General features: G+C 62.7%; 18 protein-coding genes. 10 read left to right on the top strand and 8 right to left on the bottom strand.

Features of this window, described 5'->3' with window-relative positions; translation table 11 throughout:
* Window positions 1-140: 140 nt before the first annotated feature.
* Both M5C56_RS28965 and M5C56_RS28970 read right to left on the bottom strand, forming a co-directional pair.
* Window positions 141-1,352, bottom strand: a complete 1,212-nt coding sequence (locus M5C56_RS28965; RefSeq protein ID WP_103499668.1) for a winged helix-turn-helix domain-containing protein — start codon at window positions 1,350-1,352, stop codon at window positions 141-143.
* A gap of 58 nt (window positions 1,353-1,410) precedes the next feature.
* Window positions 1,411-1,638, bottom strand: a complete 228-nt coding sequence (locus M5C56_RS28970; RefSeq protein WP_103499670.1) for a DUF1127 domain-containing protein — start codon at window positions 1,636-1,638, stop codon at window positions 1,411-1,413.
* 98 nt (window positions 1,639-1,736) lie between these two features.
* On the opposite strand from M5C56_RS28970, the gene M5C56_RS28975 reads away from it, so the two are divergent.
* On the top strand, window positions 1,737-2,591 hold the full coding sequence (locus M5C56_RS28975) for a LysR family transcriptional regulator (protein WP_177101648.1): 855 nt from the start codon (window positions 1,737-1,739) through the stop codon (window positions 2,589-2,591).
* On the opposite strand, the gene M5C56_RS28980 is transcribed toward M5C56_RS28975, so the two are convergent.
* On the bottom strand, window positions 2,581-3,330 hold the full coding sequence (locus M5C56_RS28980) for a sulfite exporter TauE/SafE family protein (protein ID WP_103499666.1): 750 nt from the start codon (window positions 3,328-3,330) through the stop codon (window positions 2,581-2,583). The two genes, M5C56_RS28975 and M5C56_RS28980, sit on opposite strands and share 11 nt — an antisense overlap.
* A gap of 104 nt (window positions 3,331-3,434) precedes the next feature.
* Between M5C56_RS28980 and M5C56_RS28985 the strand changes: the two genes are divergently transcribed.
* The 4 genes from M5C56_RS28985 to M5C56_RS29000 all read left to right on the top strand — a co-directional run bounded on the left by M5C56_RS28985 (window position 3,435) and on the right by M5C56_RS29000 (window position 6,650).
* Window positions 3,435-4,391, top strand: coding sequence for a LysR family transcriptional regulator (locus M5C56_RS28985; RefSeq protein WP_103499665.1), 957 nt, complete (start codon window positions 3,435-3,437; stop codon window positions 4,389-4,391).
* A 73-nt stretch (window positions 4,392-4,464) separates the two neighbouring features.
* Window positions 4,465-4,917, top strand: a complete 453-nt coding sequence (locus M5C56_RS28990; protein ID WP_103499664.1) for a MarR family transcriptional regulator — start codon at window positions 4,465-4,467, stop codon at window positions 4,915-4,917.
* Window positions 4,918-5,193: 276 nt separating this feature from the next.
* A complete protein-coding gene (locus M5C56_RS28995) occupies window positions 5,194-5,613 on the top strand; it encodes an organic hydroperoxide resistance protein (RefSeq protein WP_103499663.1) in 420 nt (139 codons plus the stop codon).
* A gap of 26 nt (window positions 5,614-5,639) precedes the next feature.
* Window positions 5,640-6,650 (top strand): alpha/beta hydrolase, encoded by a 1,011-nt coding sequence (locus tag M5C56_RS29000; protein ID WP_103499662.1) that lies wholly within the window; start codon window positions 5,640-5,642, stop codon window positions 6,648-6,650.
* A 177-nt stretch (window positions 6,651-6,827) separates the two neighbouring features.
* Here the strand turns inward: M5C56_RS29000 and M5C56_RS29005 are convergent, their stop codons facing one another.
* Both M5C56_RS29005 and earP read right to left on the bottom strand, forming a co-directional pair.
* Window positions 6,828-7,397, bottom strand: a complete 570-nt coding sequence (locus M5C56_RS29005; protein WP_100940667.1) for an elongation factor P — start codon at window positions 7,395-7,397, stop codon at window positions 6,828-6,830.
* A gap of 48 nt (window positions 7,398-7,445) precedes the next feature.
* The gene (gene earP / locus M5C56_RS29010) at window positions 7,446-8,579 is read right to left on the bottom strand and encodes an elongation factor P maturation arginine rhamnosyltransferase EarP (protein ID WP_247263416.1); all 1,134 of its coding nucleotides are present in this window, start codon (window positions 8,577-8,579) and stop codon (window positions 7,446-7,448) included.
* A 127-nt stretch (window positions 8,580-8,706) separates the two neighbouring features.
* Here earP and M5C56_RS29015 point away from each other — a divergent pair, with 127 nt between their 5' ends.
* Both M5C56_RS29015 and M5C56_RS29020 read left to right on the top strand, forming a co-directional pair.
* Complete coding sequence (locus tag M5C56_RS29015; protein WP_103497314.1) at window positions 8,707-9,126, top strand: hypothetical protein; 420 nt, start codon at window positions 8,707-8,709, stop codon at window positions 9,124-9,126.
* A 14-nt stretch (window positions 9,127-9,140) separates the two neighbouring features.
* Complete coding sequence (locus M5C56_RS29020; RefSeq protein WP_103497315.1) at window positions 9,141-9,623, top strand: GreA/GreB family elongation factor; 483 nt, start codon at window positions 9,141-9,143, stop codon at window positions 9,621-9,623.
* A 9-nt stretch (window positions 9,624-9,632) separates the two neighbouring features.
* Here the strand turns inward: M5C56_RS29020 and M5C56_RS29025 are convergent, their stop codons facing one another.
* A complete protein-coding gene (locus M5C56_RS29025; RefSeq protein WP_100940670.1) occupies window positions 9,633-9,887 on the bottom strand; it encodes a hypothetical protein in 255 nt (84 codons plus the stop codon).
* Between the two features lie 166 nt (window positions 9,888-10,053).
* Here M5C56_RS29025 and M5C56_RS29030 point away from each other — a divergent pair, with 166 nt between their 5' ends.
* The 3 genes from M5C56_RS29030 to M5C56_RS29040 all read left to right on the top strand — a co-directional run bounded on the left by M5C56_RS29030 (window position 10,054) and on the right by M5C56_RS29040 (window position 15,761).
* Window positions 10,054-10,374 (top strand): DUF883 family protein, encoded by a 321-nt coding sequence (locus tag M5C56_RS29030; protein WP_103497316.1) that lies wholly within the window; start codon window positions 10,054-10,056, stop codon window positions 10,372-10,374.
* Between the two features lie 165 nt (window positions 10,375-10,539).
* Window positions 10,540-14,796: a DUF6543 domain-containing protein gene (locus M5C56_RS29035; protein ID WP_103497317.1), complete on the top strand. Its 4,257-nt coding sequence runs from the start codon at window positions 10,540-10,542 to the stop codon at window positions 14,794-14,796.
* Window positions 14,721-15,761 carry a hypothetical protein gene (locus M5C56_RS29040; protein WP_247263417.1) on the top strand — a complete coding sequence of 347 codons (1,041 nt, stop codon included), beginning with the start codon at window positions 14,721-14,723 and terminating at the stop codon, window positions 15,759-15,761. The genes M5C56_RS29035 and M5C56_RS29040 overlap by 76 nt, the downstream gene beginning before the upstream one ends.
* Here M5C56_RS29040 and M5C56_RS29045 read toward each other — a convergent pair.
* Together M5C56_RS29045 and M5C56_RS29050 are read right to left on the bottom strand one after the other, a co-directional pair.
* Window positions 15,755-16,783 carry an Ldh family oxidoreductase gene (locus M5C56_RS29045; protein ID WP_103497319.1) on the bottom strand — a complete coding sequence of 343 codons (1,029 nt, stop codon included), beginning with the start codon at window positions 16,781-16,783 and terminating at the stop codon, window positions 15,755-15,757. The two genes, M5C56_RS29040 and M5C56_RS29045, sit on opposite strands and share 7 nt — an antisense overlap.
* 72 nt (window positions 16,784-16,855) lie before the next feature.
* Window positions 16,856-17,806, bottom strand: a complete 951-nt coding sequence (locus M5C56_RS29050; RefSeq protein WP_103497320.1) for a LysR family transcriptional regulator — start codon at window positions 17,804-17,806, stop codon at window positions 16,856-16,858.
* Window positions 17,807-17,919 lie beyond the last annotated feature (113 nt).

Genomic DNA, 17,919 nt, shown 5'->3' on the forward strand with positions numbered 1-17,919 from the left:
GTTGTCTGGAAGGGCCTCTTCGCGGCGGTGCGGCGATCCGACAAGCCCAGCTCCTACAGTCCATTTTGCGTACGACACCGGACTGTAGGAGCTGGGCTTGCCCGCGAAGAGGCCCTCACAGGCACCACCATATCCAGCGCTTACAGCAACCCACGCAACCGCTGCGCACTGACCCGCTGGCAATTGAGCTGAATATCCGCCAACCCCAGCCAATCGGCCAACTGCCGCAAATTGACGGCCAACGCCGCCATCCCCGCCTCATCCAGCCCCTGCTCTTCCTCATGCACCGCATGCACGGCCAACCGCCCGAGCGCCCGTTCCGCACGCAGGTCGACCCGCGCGGCAATCCGTTCGTTGTGCAAAAACGGCAACACGTAATAGCCATACACCCGCTTGTGCTGCGGCGTGTAGATCTCCAGCCGATAACGGAAATCAAACAACCGCTCGGTGCGGCTGCGCTCCCAGATCAGCGAATCGAACGGCGACAACAACGCACTGGCCTCGACCCGGCGCGGCACCTTGATGTCCGGCAGGCAGTACACCGGCTGGCGCCAGCCCTGCACCTCGCCCACCTGCAACTCACCCGCCTCGACCAGTTCCGCCAGGCGTGCACGGCTATCGCCCGGGTCCAGGCGAAAGTAGTCACGCAGGTCCTTTTCCGTCGCCACCCCAAGGGCCGCCGCGGCCTGGCGTAACAAGCCGCGCTGGGCCTCGGCTTCGTCGATCAGCGGTTGCCCGAGCACCGCCGAGGGAATCACCCGCTCCGGCAGATCGTAGAGCCGTTCAAAGCCCCGGCGCCCGGCCACCGTCACTTCACCGGCGGCGAACAACCATTCCAACGCATGCTTCTCGGCACTCCAATCCCACCAGGGTCCGGCTTTTTCCTCACGACTCGACAGGCTGCCCGCGCCCAACGCGCCGCGCTCCTCGACCAAAGCCAGTACCCGGCGAATGGTCGCCTGCTCATCGCGGCCGAAACGCGCCATCTGCTGGTAGATCCCCTCGCCACGGGACGCCCGCTGCATGCGCCAGCGCATCAGCGGATACAGCGACATCGGCAGCAACGACGCTTCGTGCCCCCAGTATTCGAACAAGGTGCGCCGTCGCCCCTGGCTCCAGGCCGCCTGGTCGAGCAAGTCGGAGGAGTAGTTGCCCAATCGCGAGAACAACGGCAGATAGTGCGAACGCACCAAGGCGTTGACCGAATCGATCTGCACAACCCCCAGGCGCTCGATCAGCCGATTGACCTGCATCGGCTTGATCGATGCCGAGGCTCTACGCCCCTGGAAACCCTGGGCCGCGAGCACCAGGCGGCGGGCTTGTTTCAATGAAAACGACAGGTCTGCGGGCATGCACGCCTCCTTGTGAACCCGCAAACTACCGCAGTCGCCCCCTGCTTGTGTAGCGCTATCAACGGCCCTTGCCCAGCGGATCATTCCAGAAATGCCGATGGGTTTCCTGCTCGACATCGGCGCGACTGAGGCCCATGTCCTTGAGCGCGTCGTCATTCAATGCCGCCAGTACCTGACGCTCGCGCGACACCTCATGCCAACGGACAACCCGCCGCCACAAGGCCCGCAACGACAGCACCGAATGCGTGTCACCATCGATCAACAGATAACCTTTTTGACCTTTCATCATCCTGCCCTCCAGTTGGGGATGACTAAAGTCTGTACCTGGCGCTAAGATCAATCCAACGAATGTTTCTTATGCAATACATCTCGGAGATTGATGAATTGTCCAGCTACCCGAGCATCGACACCGACGTTCTGCGCACCTTTGTCGCGATTGCCGATCAAGGCGGCTTTACCAAGGCCGGCGAGTTGGTCAACCGCACACAATCAGCCGTCAGCATGCAGATGAAACGCCTGGAAGAAGACGTGCTCAAGCGCCAGTTGTTCGAGCGCGACGGACGCCAGGTGCGACTGACCGCCGAAGGCCAGGTGCTGCTCGGGTATGCCCGGCGTATCCTGAAACTGCACAGCGAAGTGTTCAACACCCTGCGCGAGCCGCATATGGTCGGCATGGTGCGGATCGGCGTACCGGATGACTACGTGATGCGTTTCCTGCCGGGCATCCTCTCGCACTTCGCGCAGTTCTATCCGCTGGTCAAGATCGAAGTGAACTGCGAATCCTCCACGCAGTTGCTGCAACGCCACGACCTGGACCTGACCATCGTCACCCGCAAACCGGGCAATGAACTCGGCCAGTTGCTGCGCCAGGAACGACTGGTCTGGGCCGAAGCCCAATGTTCCGCCAATCACGAACAAACGCCCTTGCCACTGGCCATGGACGGTATCGATTGCTTCTGCACCCAATGGGCCTGCAATGCACTGGACGCCCGTGGCCGCGACTATCGCCTGGCCTACAACTGCCCGAGCCTGTCGACGATCATGGCGGTGGTCAACGCCGGCCTGGCCATGACCGCCCAGTTGGAAAGCCTGATTCCCCAGGACTGGCGGATTCTGGGCGAAGCCGAAGACTTGCCCCAGTTGCCCCTGCTCAACATCATGCTGGTGCGCAACCTGAACAAGCCGTCGCCGATCACCGAATGCCTCGCCGAGCACATCGTCGAAGGTTTCAAACTTTGAAGCTGAGCAGCAGCGCGCCGAGCACCAGGTAAGCGCAAAACAGGCCGCGTAAGACTTTCTCGGGCAAGGCGTAGGCCACTTTCACGCCCCAACTGATGCTCATCAGGCCGCCGATGGTCATGGGGATGCCCATGCGCCAGTCCACCTCGTTATGCACCGCGTAAGTCACCAGGGTGACGCTGGTGCTCGGCAATGCCAAGGCCAACGACAGGCCCTGGGCCACCACCTGCGAAGTACCAAAGACGCTGGTCAGAACCGGCGTCGCCACCACCGCCCCGCCGACCCCGAACAACCCGCCCATGGTGCCGGATGCCGCGCCCAAGACACCGAGCCAGGGCCAAGGGTGACGCATCTGCGCCGACACCGGGGACTGATCCATGAACAGGCGCACCAGGTAGAACAGCGCCAGTGCCAGCAGAAAGCCGACAAAACCCAGGCGCATACTGCGCGGATCCAGGCCCACCGCCCACAGGGCGCCGAACCAGGCAAAACAGAAACTCATCAGTACCAGCGGCAGCGCGTGGCGCAGTTGGATGCGATTGCGCTGGTTATAACGATGCAAGGCCAGCACCACGTTGGGTACCACCATCACCAGTGCCGTGCCCTGGGCCAACTGCTGGTCGAGGCCGAACAGGATACCCAGCACTGGAATCGCGATCATCCCGCCGCCAATGCCGAACACCCCACCCACTCCGCCCATCACGACGCCCAGCAGCAAGTACTCAATCAATTCGATCACAGCCGTCTCCCCACTCAATGGCCTTCATGCTACGCAGTCCGCTCTAGCACGGAAACGCACAGCAACGCACAATGGCTATGCCAACTTCGCACAAGCAACCATTTATGAATCCCACGGCACTGACCGATCAGCTCGGCCTGTTTCTCGATGTCCTGGAAACCGGCAGTTTTTCCGCCGCCTCCCGCCTCCATCCGCTGACCCCATCCGCCGTGGCGCGACGGATCGACAGCCTGGAAAACTCGGTCGGCAGCCGCCTGTTTATCCGCAGCACCCATGCGGTCCGGGCCACGCCCGCCGGCCTGGCGTTCGCCGAACGGGCCCGGCGGATCGTTGCCGAACTGCGCCTGGCCCGGGCCGAGGCCGTGTCCCTGAGCAACGCCCCCGAGGGGCTGATCCGGGTCGATGCGCCCGCGGCTTTCGGTCGCCGCCACCTGGCACCGGCCATCGCCGACTTCCTTACCGGTTACCCGGGCCTGGATGTGCAGTTGCACCTGATCGATAGTTTCGTCGATATGCAGGGCTCCAACCTGGGCAAGGTCGATCTGGTGCTGCGCGCCGGGCAAATGGTCGATACCCGGCTGGTGGCGACGCCCTTGGCGAGCATCGTGCGGATCGCCTGTGCCAGCCCCGCCTACCTGAAAAATCGCGGCACGCCGACTCATCCGGGCGCGTTGAGCGAACATGACGGCCTGGACTGGGATGCCCTGGCCCCGTTCATGGCCTGGCGCTTTGTGCAGGACGGACAGATGCAACTGCACCGCCCGGCGCGTGTGCGCATGACCTCGAACAACGCCGAGGCGCTGCTGTCCGGAGCCCTGGCCGGCCTGGGCATCGCCCATTTGCCGACCTGGCTGGTCAGCGAATACCTGCTGCGCGGCGAACTGCTGCCGCTGTTCTGCGAAAACGGCTTGCCGGCGCCAGAGAGCTCCGGGGTCTATGCCCTGCGCCTGGAACAGCCGGCCAACTCCCGCAGCCGCTTGCTGCTGGAGTTCCTCAAGGGCCGCTTCAGCCCCGTACCACCTTGGGACCTGGCCCTGCAAAGCGGCCTGGGACGACACTAGGCTGGGAAAATTCTCTGGCGCATTAAAGATTCGACCGCTAGATTCATCGAACGTAACGCACAAGGCTTTAGTGATGACCAGCAACCGCGACAACTGTGACGACCTGCTCCTCGACAACCAGGTGTGCTTTGCCCTGCACTCCACCTCGTTGTTGATGACCAAGGTCTACAAACCCCTGCTCCAGGCCCTCAACCTGACCTACCCGCAATACCTGGCAATGATGGTGCTCTGGGAAAAGGACGGCCTGACCGTGGGCGAGATCAGCACGCGCCTGCTGACCGACCCGGGCTCCCTGACCCCCCTGCTCAAGCGCCTCGAAAGCGAGGGGCTGTTGAGCCGGACCCGGAGCAAGGAGGACGAGCGCGTGGTGATCGTCGAGTTGACCGAACAGGGCCGGGCCTTGCGCGAGCAGGCCCGGGGTATCCCGCAGTGCATTCTCGCCGCCAGCGGCGATTCCCTGGAACGCCTGCGCGCCCTTCAGGCCGAGTTGGTGGCCCTGCGTGGGCATCTGCAAGACAGCCTCTGACCCCCGCCTCTTTTCAGCGCTTCGCGCTGATCGCCGGCAAGCCGACTCCTACAAAAAAGCCGGATCGCTCCTAGCCACAGGAGCGATCCGGCTCGCCGAAACCCCTCGCGGTTACCGTTAGTCTCCCTCCCTGATCCAGCCCCAAAAAATCGAACCCTGTCTTTTTTGAAAATTTATCTTGCGCGCAAGATATTTGCGATATACATTTACCTCGCACTTAGTTAACGCGCAAACAATTAGCGCACAACACACAACCCTGAAACGACGAGGCTCATCATGCAAACGCTCTATACCGCAATCGCAACCTCCACCGGTGGCCGTGACGGCCGTGCTGTTTCCAGCGACCAGATCCTCGACGTCAAGCTCGCCACCCCGAAAGAACTCGGCGGTGCCGGCGGCGCGGCGACCAACCCGGAACAACTGTTCGCCGCCGGTTACTCGGCCTGCTTCATCGGCGCCCTGAAATTCGTCGCCAGCCAGAGCAAGCGCCAGATCCCGGCCGATGCCGCGATCACCGCCCATGTCGGCATAGGCCAGATCCCCGGTGGTTTCGGCCTGGACATCGACCTGCACATCAGCCTGCCCGGCCTGGAACAAGCCGAAGCCCAGAGCCTGGTCGATGCCGCCCACCAGGTCTGCCCGTACTCCAATGCCACCCGTGGCAACGTCGACGTCCGCCTGCACGTCACCGTCTAACCACTTCGCCACTCAAGGATCCGAACATGAACACTTTCAGCAAAGTCCTGACCGGTACCCTGCTCGCGCTGTCCGTCCAGGGCGCCTTCGCCGGTGATGTCGAGCACAACACCCAGGCGTTTCTCAATGCCTTGAACAGCGGCGGCGGCAAGCCGATGGAACAGATGACGCCGACAGAAGCACGCGCCGTGCTGTCCGGGGCACAGTCGGGGGTCAAGCTGAACCTGCCCCGCGCCGATGTCAGCCAGAAGACCATCCAGGTCGACGGCAAGCCGCTGGAGCTGACCATCGTCCGCCCGGCCGGGGTCAAGGGCACGCTGCCGGTGTTCATGTTCTTCCACGGTGGCGGCTGGGTCCTGGGGGATTTCCCGACCCACGAGCGGCTGGTCCGTGACCTGGTGGTCGGCTCGGGTGCGGCGGCGGTGTTCGTCAACTACACGCCGTCCCCGGAAGCCCACTACCCGGTGGCGATCAACCAGGCCTACGCCGCGACGAAATGGGTGGCGGAACACGGCAAGGAGATCAATGTCGACGGCAAGCGCCTGGCCGTGGCCGGCAACAGCGTCGGCGGCAATATGGCGGCGGTGGTCAGCCTGATGGCCAAGGACAAGGGCACCCCGGCGATCAAGTTCCAGCTGCTGCTGTGGCCGGTGACCGATGCCAATTTCGAGACCGCATCCTACAACCAGTACGCCGAGGGGCACTTCCTCAGCAAGAACATGATGAAATGGTTCTGGGACAACTACACCACCGATGCCAAGCAACGCGGCGAGATCTATGCCTCACCGCTGCGCGCGACAACGGACCAGCTCAAGGGCCTGCCGCCCGCGCTGATCCAGACCGCCGGCGCCGATGTGCTGCGGGACGAGGGCGAAGCCTACGGGCGCAAGCTGGATGAAGCCGGCGTAGCGGTGACCAGCGTGCGCTACAACGGCATGATCCACGACTTCGGCTTGCTCAATGTGGTCAGCCAGGTGCCGGAGGTGCGTTCGGCCATGCTGCAGGCTTCGCAAGAGCTGAAGGAACACCTGAAATAAACATCGTCCTCGGTAGGATTGCCAGCGATGCAGCCCTTTAGTCCGGCAGCGCCTGAACCGACGTCTTCGCGGGCAAGCCTGCCCACAAGGGATCGCGGCGTCACCCCAGAAACAAGCAGACACAAAAAAGCCCGGCGCATGTCCGGGCTTTTTTGTTCGTGCGGCGAAAAGCAGTGCTTATTTAGCACGGCCTTTGTAGGAACCGCCTTCACGGGTATCGATCTCGATCATGTCGCCGATTTCGATGAAGTCAGCTACCGACAGTTCGGTACCGTTCTTCAGTTTGGCAGGCTTCATCACCTTGCCGGAAGTGTCACCGCGAGCGGAACCTTCGGTGTAGTCGACCTGACGCACGATGGTGGTCGGCAGTTCTACGGAAACCAGGCGGTCTTCGAAGAACACGGCTTCGCAGACGTCGGTCATGCCTTCTTCCACGAATGGCAGAACAGCCTCGATGTCTTCGGCGTTCAGCTCGTACATGGTGTAGTCGGAGGTGTCCATGAACGTGTAGGAGTCGCCGCTGATGAAGGACAGGGTCGCTTCTTTGCGGTCGAGGATCACGTCGTCCAGTTTGTCATCGGCGCTGTAGACGATCTCGGTCTTGTAACCGGTCAGCAGGTTCTTCAGCTTGGTCTTCATGATTGCGCTGTTACGACCGGATTTGGTGAATTCAGCTTTCTGAACCAGCCAAGGATCGTTTTCGAGACGGATCACGGTCCCGGGTTTCAGTTCTTTACCAGTTTTCATTGCGAATATCCGAATTTGGATGGGATGTACATAAATCTAGGCCGCGTATCATATCCAATTTAGGTAAAGCTTCACCAGCGCCGTGGCAAGATCGGGCCGCGAAGCCTGTTCCAGACACCAGCGCTCGGCGTGCTCGGCCAGCTCCCGCTCGTTTTCCAGCAGCGTTTTCCAGGCCGACGCCATGTCGCCCGGTGTATTCCAGGCCCGCCACCAGCCCTCGAACGCCGCTTTGGCCGGTGCTGACAAACCCTGGGTGTACAACCCGAGAAAGGCCTCCAGCTTGTCCAGGTGAACGTCATCCTCCTGGCGATAGATGTGCCAGAGCAACGGCCGCCCCGCCCATTGCGCCCGCACGAACGAGTCTTCGCCGCGCACCGCGTTGAAATCGCAACTCCACAGCAGGCGGTCGTAATCCTCCTGGGGGACGAACGGCAACACCTGCACCGTCAGTTGGCCACGGGCTTCCCGGGGCCCCATCGCCAGGCCCTCGGTCCTCAGCCAACGCTGGACATCGGCCAGGATACGCCCCACCGGCACCAGCAACTGAGTCGGCCGGGTATCCGCCGCCAGGGCATCGAGCCAACTGGCCAGGCTCGCGTTTTCATAGGCGAACAGCGAGATAAGCCGTGCACCGTCTGTCGGTTCGACACCGAGCCCTCGGAGGAAATCGCCACGTGCCCGCGGATCCTGGACAAAAGCCCGACGCTGCTCCAGCAAACCGGCTTCGCGCAGCAGGCCACCCGTTCCGGCCTGGAAGCCCGGGAAGAAGAAGAATTTCTGCACCTGCTTGAACTTGACCGACGGCAGTCCGTGGCAGCCGACGATCCAGTCCTCGGCGCTCAGGTAGTCGAGATTGAGCCATAACGGCACCTTGTCCCGGGCCGCCATCGCTTCCATGTACTCATGGGGCAATCCACAGGCAAAGGCGCCGATCACCACATCGGCCGCCTGCACAGGCAACCAGGGCGTCGACCAACGGCAGACCTCGACCCCGCGCTGCGACTGCCGCTCGAGCCCGACATCGATCGCCGGGCACAGATGCTCGAAGGCTCGCAGATCATCGACCCACAGCCGCACGGCACAGTCGTGTTCGGCAGCCAGCTGCCGGGCCAGGCGCCAGGTCACCCCGATATCGCCGAAGTTATCCACAACCGTGCAGAAAATATCCCAGGTGGCCTTCATTCCGGGCTCCATTTGGCAAAAGCGCCGATTGTCCGCATAAATCCGTGCGCGCAGAAGAGCCGATGTCGATTAATCTTCATATGCGACAATGATCCTTTGCTCCGAATCGCCCTGCCAGGAGGTCACCATGCCTTACCGCCGACAAGCGCGCCGCCCCCTTTATGTCACCCTCAACCCACTGCAATTGACCGCCAGTATCGCCCTGGGCATCTGGCTGGGCGTCATGGCCCTGGCCCTGACGGCCTGGGTGGTGGCACGGATCTTTGTCCCGCAGCCCCTGGCGCCGCTGGCCGAGGCCGCCCGCCAACTGAGCAACCCGGCTCCCGCTGTCAGCAGCACCCCGGCGCCACAAAGCGGCGGCGATTCGACGCAGATGTTCGAGCAGTACAAACAGAACCTCTCCAAGAATGAAGAACAGCAGCGCCTGGAACAGGCCCGCAGCAGCTACCGCAACCTGTCCAACCCCAAGTGCCAGTTCTGGCTGCAACAGGACCAGACCGCGCCCACTGACAAGAGCCGCGCCAACGTGCTGCAGTTCTGCAATTGAGTGACGTCACCGTGATGGACAAGCACGCCGTGCATCAACGGCTCCTGGATCTGCTGGACATCGACCTCGACGTCTTGCAGCGCGCGGCACAAACCGCCTACGAAACCGCGACCCACGAAGAAAACGTCGCCGAGAACAAGTACGACACCCTGGGCCTGGAAGCCTCATACCTGGCCACCGGACAAGCCCGGCGCATGGAGGAAATCCGCCAGGCCCTCAAGCGCTGCCGGGAATTGATCCCGCGCCCGTATGACCCGCAAACCGGTATCCAGCTCGGCACCCTGCTGGCACTCGAGGCCGAGAATGGCAGCGAACAATGGCTGTTCCTGGCACCCGATGCCGCCGGGCTCAAGGTCGAGGAAGCCGGCCAGTTGATCACCGTGATCAGCCCACGCTCGCCCTTGGGCAGCGCCCTGCTGGGCAAGCAGGACGGCGACGAGGTGACGATCAAGGTCGGCGGTGTGACCCAGCGCTACAGCATCATCCGAGTGGAGTGAGGCCTGCGTTTACTTGGCCGCCGCCATCAGGCGATTGACCTCACTGCGGACCATGCTGGTGTATTCCGGCGGCGACAGGGTGTCGAGTTCCGAACGCACCCACTCCGCCCACTTGCCCTTGCGCTTGGCGCGCTCGCCGAACAGGCGCGCGGCCTCGCCCTTGGCCTTGCCCAGGTTGCTCTGCCAGAGATCGAACAGCCGGGACTTTTCGTCCTCGAGGGCGGCACGCTCAGCCAGGGACTTGTTAGCCAGATTGAAACTCATTGGAAAATCCTGCGGTGTAAATAGAGGCATATCTTACACCTCCGATGGAAATATCCTGCCGTGGATTTTGTTTCGCCCCAGGGCCACGGCTGAAAAATTTGCAACTTTCACCGGCACAATCGACTCACAGGGTGAGTCCCATCATTCTCTTGAAAGGAAGATCATCATGGCCCGCAAATCCGCCGTACAAGCCGCCGAAGACCAGATCAAGGACCAGGCCTTCAGCGAGCTGCAAGCGCTGATCCAGGACTCGGAAAAACTGCTGAAGGAAAGCGCCTCGCTGGTGGGCGAGGAAGGCGAGAACCTGCGTACCCAGATCAGCCACAAGCTCAAGCAGGCGCTGGACTCCGTGAGCCATGTGCGTGACAGCACCAAGCCGGTGGTCGAGGCGACCGAAACCTACATCGGCGGGCACCCATGGCAGACCGTGGCGATTTCCGCCGGCTTCGGCCTGGTGGTCGGCCTGTTGCTGGGCCGTCGTCACTGATCGGCCGCTGTTTGAACGCGCCCTTGCCGCCCGGCAAGGGACGCGGCCCCCGAAGCACTATCTACCACCCCAGCCTCCCGCCACCCGATAGCGTTTTTGCCATTCTCCGCGAAGCCTGGCATGCCAGCGCCCCGCGGTTCGTCAGTACGTACGAGGGCAAACGCCATGACCCTCGATTCATATCCCTACGGGTTCTCCGAAGCCCTGGAAGCACGCGACGCCCCCAATCAGCGGGAAATCGCGCGCAACATCACCCAGGCTGACCGAACCTGGTTAAGGAACATCCTGCTTCCCAACCAGGACGCCCGCCAGGCACTCGATACACCGATGTCCGTCGATAAACTCTTCATCGTCGCACAGGGCTCTCCCCCGGCCGAGCTGGCCGGAACCTTCCTGGTCAGCGGCCCACCGGGGCACCGGGTGTTCCTCTGTACCCCGGGGTTCGGCCTGGAGCCCTTCGACCATCGCGAGCTGGCACTGAGAAAGCTGCTCGAACGCCTGAGCCTGGCCACGCAACGCGACGAGCTGCTGCGCTTCGTCGCACTCAGGATCAAGACCGCCATTCGCTTTGACCCGCCGCCCACCCTGGTCTCGGAGCCGATCCGGGGAGTCGTGCTGATCGATCGACGCCAGTCGATAGAAACCTACCTCGACTACAGCCTGAAAAACCTGCAGGACGAATTGCTCAGGTTGCCGACACTGACGTCCTTGCTTAACCGACTGTTCGAAAACCAGTTGGGCCAGCGCTTCCCCCAGGTCAACCTGACAGCCCTGAGGGTGATCAGCTATGCAATACCCGCCACCGGGGAGAGCACGGCGACGCTCCCACTCACGCAGCTCTCAACCCGGCGGCTCAGCGAGACCTTGCTGGAACACTACAACCGGGGCGCCTGGCCCGCAGGGCAGAGCCGCGAATTCGTCGCCCCCGGCTATTCCTCCTCGGCGACGGATACCGTCGTTTGGGAAGCAGCACTGGCGAGTCTCTCCGGCCAGTTGTACAGCCACCTGGAAAGCACGTTGCGAGACTTCTGGAAAGAGCCCCTCGACAACGGACAACCCCGCCAGGATCTGTTTATCGATGCCATGGGCACGCGCTTTCGGGCCGAGCTGCTCCAGCAGGAACAGGACTGGAATACCCTCAGTCCCGAGGACTACTACCCCCTGTGCGGACTCTACCCGGCGGACAGCTCAAGACTGCACGAACTGACGCTCTACACCCTGCGTGTAAAAACCAGCGGGTTCAGTGGCGCACTATCCAATGCCTTTGTCGTGCGCAGCGACCGTCAGCCACGCCCGGTTTTCTTCTTCTATGCCGCCGGTCAACTGCTGGCCTTCGAAAGCGAGAGTTCACTGCTGGCCTCGGTCAAGACCCGGCTTCAAGACCCGGACCATAACAATGACTTGCGCCATGGCCTGTCACTGCGCGAACGCGCGGAGCTGAAGGACTCGCAAACCCTCGACCTCGGTCTGACAGCGGGCAACCCGGGGATCTTCAAGGCGCTGTTCAATAGCGTCGTCGCCAAACAGCTGGATAACGTGGAGTACGTGTTCACACGCTATCGCCGCAGCAACGGCATGCTGGCCCTCGCCGCGGCGTTCGAGCAAGCACTGGATGTCCGCGCCTTGATCGAGCCGCGATTGGTTGCACTCTCCCCCCTGGGTCGATGGAGCCACCGCCTGGATCTCTCTCCCAGCGAGAGGTTCGTCACACCGGGCTTGCGGCGGACACTGGCGCCCACGCTGGACACCGTCAGGTACCAGTTGAAAACACTGAGCGAGCTCAAGGAAAGCATCGCCGAGGGCCTGAACAAGCGCCCGTCCCTCAGGGACTTCATCCAGAGCGAGCTGTCCAGGGAACTGAGCCTCATCCATCGAGGCAACTTGTCACCCAGCAACCTCTACATCAATCAGTATGCGTCCGCCCTTCCGCCCCTCGGCGATACGACACTGCTGCCGAGCCATTCACAAAGCCTGGAGGAACACTTTCTCGAGCGCCTGACCCAGCACACCGGCGCGCTGGTAAAGGCCCCCCATCGCGGGCTGTTCAGCAAGGATAGCGAAGATCACTGGACACGCGTTTCCGACCTGGACATCACGCAGCTCAACACCATCGTCGAGCAGGTCCTGCCGGATTTTCTCGGGCACTACCTGCGCCAGCAGCGCTCGGTGTATGGCGAACTGTCCGAGCGTTTGAGCGACGCCGTGACCAGCGGGTTGCGCCGCGAAGCACAGTTCAAGGTGCTGCAAAACACCTTGAGCGAAACCGACCTGGAGCTGCTCGACAACCTGCTCGACAGCCAGCGCCGGGACCAACGTCCGGGTTTGCGCGGCTTCATCCCGGATGCCTTCGCACTGACGCTCAGGATCGACGCGGCGGAGCCGCCGATCAAACTGCGCAATTGCTACCTGCTGACCGAACGGGGCGGCCTGGACAGCGAGCATTCCGGCACCGTGCAGCTATGGACCCCGGTCCAGGGAGCGGAAACCTTCCATTCGTTTCACGCCGCCGAAGTCGAGCTGCAACGACGCCTGCACGACCCCGTGGAACGCCTGTCCCTGCTGGAGAATATCGCCAGAAGCGAACGACCGGCGAATCTGCCCATCCCGCAGCCCCCCACCCACTACCGGGCTTATCCGGCCCTGGGCTTTGAACTGATTCAAAACAGTTTGCGCAGCCATCAACAACACTCGCTGGTCGACAAAGCGATGGGCGACCTGGCCCAGGCCACGGCCAGCGCCTACTCGGGCGAGCACCTGCATCGGCACCTGCAGTCCTGTCTTGACACCCACTCGAAGCTGCCCACCCTTGAGAAAGCCATCCAGGCCGCGGAGAACGCCGCCCTGCACCTGGCGCTGCCAACCTGGCTGGCGAACACCAGCGACAGCCGGCAGTTCGCCCTGGCGAGCCTGCTTGACCACTATCGCCAGGATGCCGCGACGACCGGGGACTATCACCAGGACATTCCCGATATCCGCGACAACGCCAGGACCAAGGTCAAGAGCCTGCTGTCACGGGACTTTCCGGCTGCCGGCCTTGACCCCGAGCAGATCAGCGTCTCGCTGACGCTGCGCAACGCCGCCGAGATCATCCGTGAATCGCTGACCGACTTCGCCTTGCGGCACTTCGACGATATCGACCACAGCTCGATCATCGCGAGCACCCCGACGGGCTGGCTGCCCAGGGCGCTGACCAGTGATCGCCTGAAAAGCCTGGTGAAAGAGGCCGCGGTTGGCAACCACTATGGGAACCTGCTCGACTCCTATCTGTCGTCCAGCGAGAGTGGCAATGCACAACGCCAGCGCGCTTTTCGAAAACACGCTTTCTGGCAAAGCCTGCTGCACGCCTTCACCCAAGTGATCCGCAACACCCTGTCCAGCACCGCCCACGGCTATATCAAGCACCTGCTGGCGATGCCGGACGGTCTCGCCAGGAAACCCTTGAACGGACAGAGCATCGATGTTCGCCCGCTGGAATTGATCAGCGGCGCCCAGGCGAAAGCCGACCCCGTGGCCGGTTTTTATCTGATCGGTCCCAAATCCGGCGAACGCGGCCCGCGAATTCTCCTCAGCCCCCAGGGTCCGCAGCCGATTTTCCAGGAATACATCGATGAAGCCGCCTTGCGGGCCGACCTCAGGAACTCGGGCAGCCTGCAACAGCGAGTCCTCGAAAGACTGGCCCATGGGCGGCGCGCTCATTACGCACAACAGCTGTTCGGCGCACAGCGGGCGCTCCTGGGAATCAGCGACAATCCGCTGCGCGGCAATTTCTTCCAGCGGCTCTACCGGGACACCACCGCGCTGCTCAAGGACATGCTCGGCCGGCAGAGCGTGCCAGGCCAGCACCCGGTCTGGAGCAATGCCCTGTCCTGGCTCAAGGCCGGGCTTGAGCAGGGCGCGACGTTCATGCTCGGGCGGCTGCGCTTGCCGCTTCTTATCTGGCAGACCCTCCCGCAGCTCAAGGATGCGACGCAAAAGGCCTGGCAGGGCCGTTGGGGCGAGGCGATCGAAGAGTTCGTCATCAGCCTGGCGCAACTGGCGGTGGCACGCCGCGGCTGGAGCCCATCGAGCCTGACCGGCCCCGTGCAAACAGAAACCGAAGGCCTTATCGAGTCGCCCTTTGCCGACCCGGCCTGGGGCGCCAGTCGCCTGACGCCCGGACAAAAGGCCGCGATCCTCGGCCATGAAGCCCATGACGTGGCCTTGGCGGACATGAGCCCGGATCTGGTCACCGGCCTGTACCAGGACACCATGACCGGCAAGACCTTCGCGGCGGTCAGCGGAAAAGTCTTCCAGGTACAGGAAGACGATCAGCGCTGGCACATCGTCAAGGACCATAAACGGGGCCCATGGCTGCAACAGAATCCCTACAAACAGTGGTCATTCAACCTGCAAGGACACTGCCTGGAGGAACTCTCGCAATGAAGCTGTTTGACTTTTGCCTGACCCGAAGAGCAATCCGCGAACAATTGCGCGTACAGGCGATCGGGATTAACAGCATCCGTCGACTCTACCCCGACCGGGCTCGCCTGATCCGCCGTGGCCACGAACAAGCCGTGGCCTATTTGACCGCGGCCATCGGGAACATGAACCGACTTTTTTCCGACACCCGCCTGGATAAAAAGCGTCGCCTTTTCGTGGAAAAGTTCTTCGATACCTCTGCGGTGAATGAAAGCATGATCAGGAAAATCAAGTTCCGTGCGCACCTGCTGCTCGGGGAACTGCTCAATCCATCGCTCAATCCCGAGACCTCGTTACGCTATGTCGTGGGCTCGGCCCTGCACCCGGAGTACAACATCCAGGCGTTCATCCTGTCCAACGAAACGGCCAGGAGAATCTATTTGACCGAGCGCTTTTTCGAGCCCGGCTTCCAGGTCTACCTGCCCCTGCGCCCGAGAACCTTCGACATGCAGGGACACAATATGGCGGCGGTCCTGCTGCATGAAGTCAGCCATCTGGTCCTCGACACAATCGACTTCAGCCCTCTGGATGCGAGCCGGCCCTTCCTCGATCTGCTGGATACCAGCACACTGCTGGGAAGGCTGCACCACGACGCCCTGGAGCGGCTCCAGCAGCACGCTTTCTCCAGCAGCACCCCCGACAACGAATTGTTCAAGGAGCCCGACGATGACGACCGGCACTGGCATGACGTGGTGGGAAAACCTCGCCAGCGGTTGTTGCAACTCACCGGTGCCCGGAGTCTGGATGAAGCCCGGCGGATTTTTTTCTCGGATGAGAACAAAAGAGTCGATGTCATGCTGGAGAACGCGGATTCCCTGACACTGTTGCTCACTCACCTGGGAAGACCACCCGAATACCATCCCCTGCTACAGGCGGGCGCCAACCGTGCGCCCGGGATCTTGTCCACTCCGGGCGGCAAGGCTCATTGACCGGCCAGTTCACGCAACTGTTGCAGATCGCCCTCGGCCAGCACGATCCCGTCGCGTAGCGACTCGGCCCGCTGCTGGTGCCGTCGGTCACCCGGCAGGCGTTGCAGGCCGACACCCTGCATCTGGCTGACCAGCGTCCGGGCGCGCTCGGCGAAGTCCTGCCCTGCCGATTTGGCCGGGTCGATGACAATGATCAACTGCCCGGTCCAGGGGGTCTTGGCGCCGGGATGTTTCGACCAGTCGAACTCGAAGGAAAAATTGCCGCCGGTCAGGGCCGCCGCCAGCAACTCGACCATCATCGACAATGCCGACCCCTTGTGGCCGCCGAACGGCAGCAGCGCGCCGCCGTCGAGGATCGCCTTGGGCTCGCAGGTCGGCTGACCGTCGCGGTCCACGCCCATGCCGGGCGGCAGGCTGCGGCCCTCGCGGGCGGCAATCTGCACATCGCCATGGGCCATGGCGCTGGTGGCGAGGTCAAAGACGATCGGATCGCCACCGGCCCGCGGCGCGGCGAAGGCGATCGGGTTGGTCCCGAACAGCGGGCGCTCGGCGCCATGGGGCACCACGCAAGTCATGCTGTTGACCACGCTCAAAGCCACCAGCCCCTCATAGGCGAAGGGCTCGACATCCGGCCAGAGCGCGGCGAAGTGATGGGAATTGCGGATCGCCAGCACGGCAATCCCGGCACTGCGGGCCTTCTCCAGCAACAACTCGCGGGCGGCGGCCAGGGCCGGCTGGGCGAAACCGTTGGCGGCATCGACCCGGACAAAGCCGGAAGCGACATCTTCAACCAGCGGAATGGCCTTGCCATCCACCCAGCCGCTGGCGAGGGTGGAGACATACCCGGGAATCCGGAAGATACCGTGACTGTGGGCGCCATCGCGCTCGGCGCTGGCGCAGTTCTCGGCCAGGACCCGGGCGACTTCCGCCGAGGTGCCATGGCGCTGAAAGACCTGGGCAAGCAATGCCACCAGATCGCTGTAGGAAATCGTTTGAGTAGCCGTCTCGCTGGGTACAGACATCCGAAGCTCCGATTCCGATTTATTTATTATTGGATCGATGAGAGAAAAGCAGTGCTTGGGCAGGCGTCCAGACTATCCGGCGACAGGGGACTCCTTGTCAAACAGGGCATCGAAGCGGCTGGCCAACTGCTGCTCGGCGAACTGCTCGCGGATGAAGTCGACAAAGGCCCGGGTCTTGCCCGGAAGCAATTTGTGTTCGGCGTAGTAGATCGAGATATGGCCGTCGTCGACGTACCAGTCGGGCAGCACACGCTGCAAGGTCCCGGCCTGCAACCAGGGCACCGCGAACGGCATGCTCACCAGCGCCACGCCCAGGCCCTGGGCCGCCACGGCACAGGCGGCTTCCGAATCGCTCATGGTCATGCGCGGGCTCAGGTTCAGCGGTTGATGCTCGCCGTTGCGCGCGGTCAATTGCCAGGAACGCACCCGCCCGGTCTGCGGCGAACGGATCAGGATGCCGTCGCAGCCGCGCAGATCCTCGGGGGTGCTGACCCCAGGCTGGCGTGCCAGGTAATCCGCCGACGCCACCAGCACCCGATGGGCCACCGTCAGCTTTCGCGCCACCACCCCCTGGGGCAGTTCGAAACCGCCACCGATGGCCGCGTCGAAACCCTGGCCGATCAGATCCACCTGGCGGTTATCAAAATGCCAGTCCGGGCGGATATCCGGAAAACGCCGCAGGAACTCGCCGAGCAGCGGCACCACATAAAGACGCCCGAACACCGTGCCGACGCTGACCTTGAGGGTACCGGCCGGACGGCCTTCGGCACTGGCCAGGTTGGCGACGGCATTCTGGATCGTCTGCAGGCTGGCACTGACTTCGCCGAGGAACACCTGGCCGGCTTCGGTCAGGCTCAGGCTGCGGGTGCTGCGCTGGAACAGCCGTACCCCCAGCCGCGCCTCCAGCTTGGCGACACTTTTACCGACCGCCGCCGGAGTCAGGCTCAGGCGCCGCGCCGCCTCGGCAAAGCTGCCGACTTCGGCGCTGCGGACAAAACATTCGAGGCTGCTGAAGGTTTCCATGCTCACCACTATAAACTTTTGGTTTACACAGACTGTAGCAATTACCGTCTACACAGTCAGTAATCCGAGGTCGATACTCGGCTCCAACAACAAGGCCACCTCCCCACCCTTCC

Origin of the sequence: Pseudomonas sp. MWU13-2862 (assembly GCF_023242495.1) — a bacterium.
GTDB classification, from domain to species: Bacteria; Pseudomonadota; Gammaproteobacteria; order Pseudomonadales; family Pseudomonadaceae; genus Aquipseudomonas; species Aquipseudomonas gingeri_D.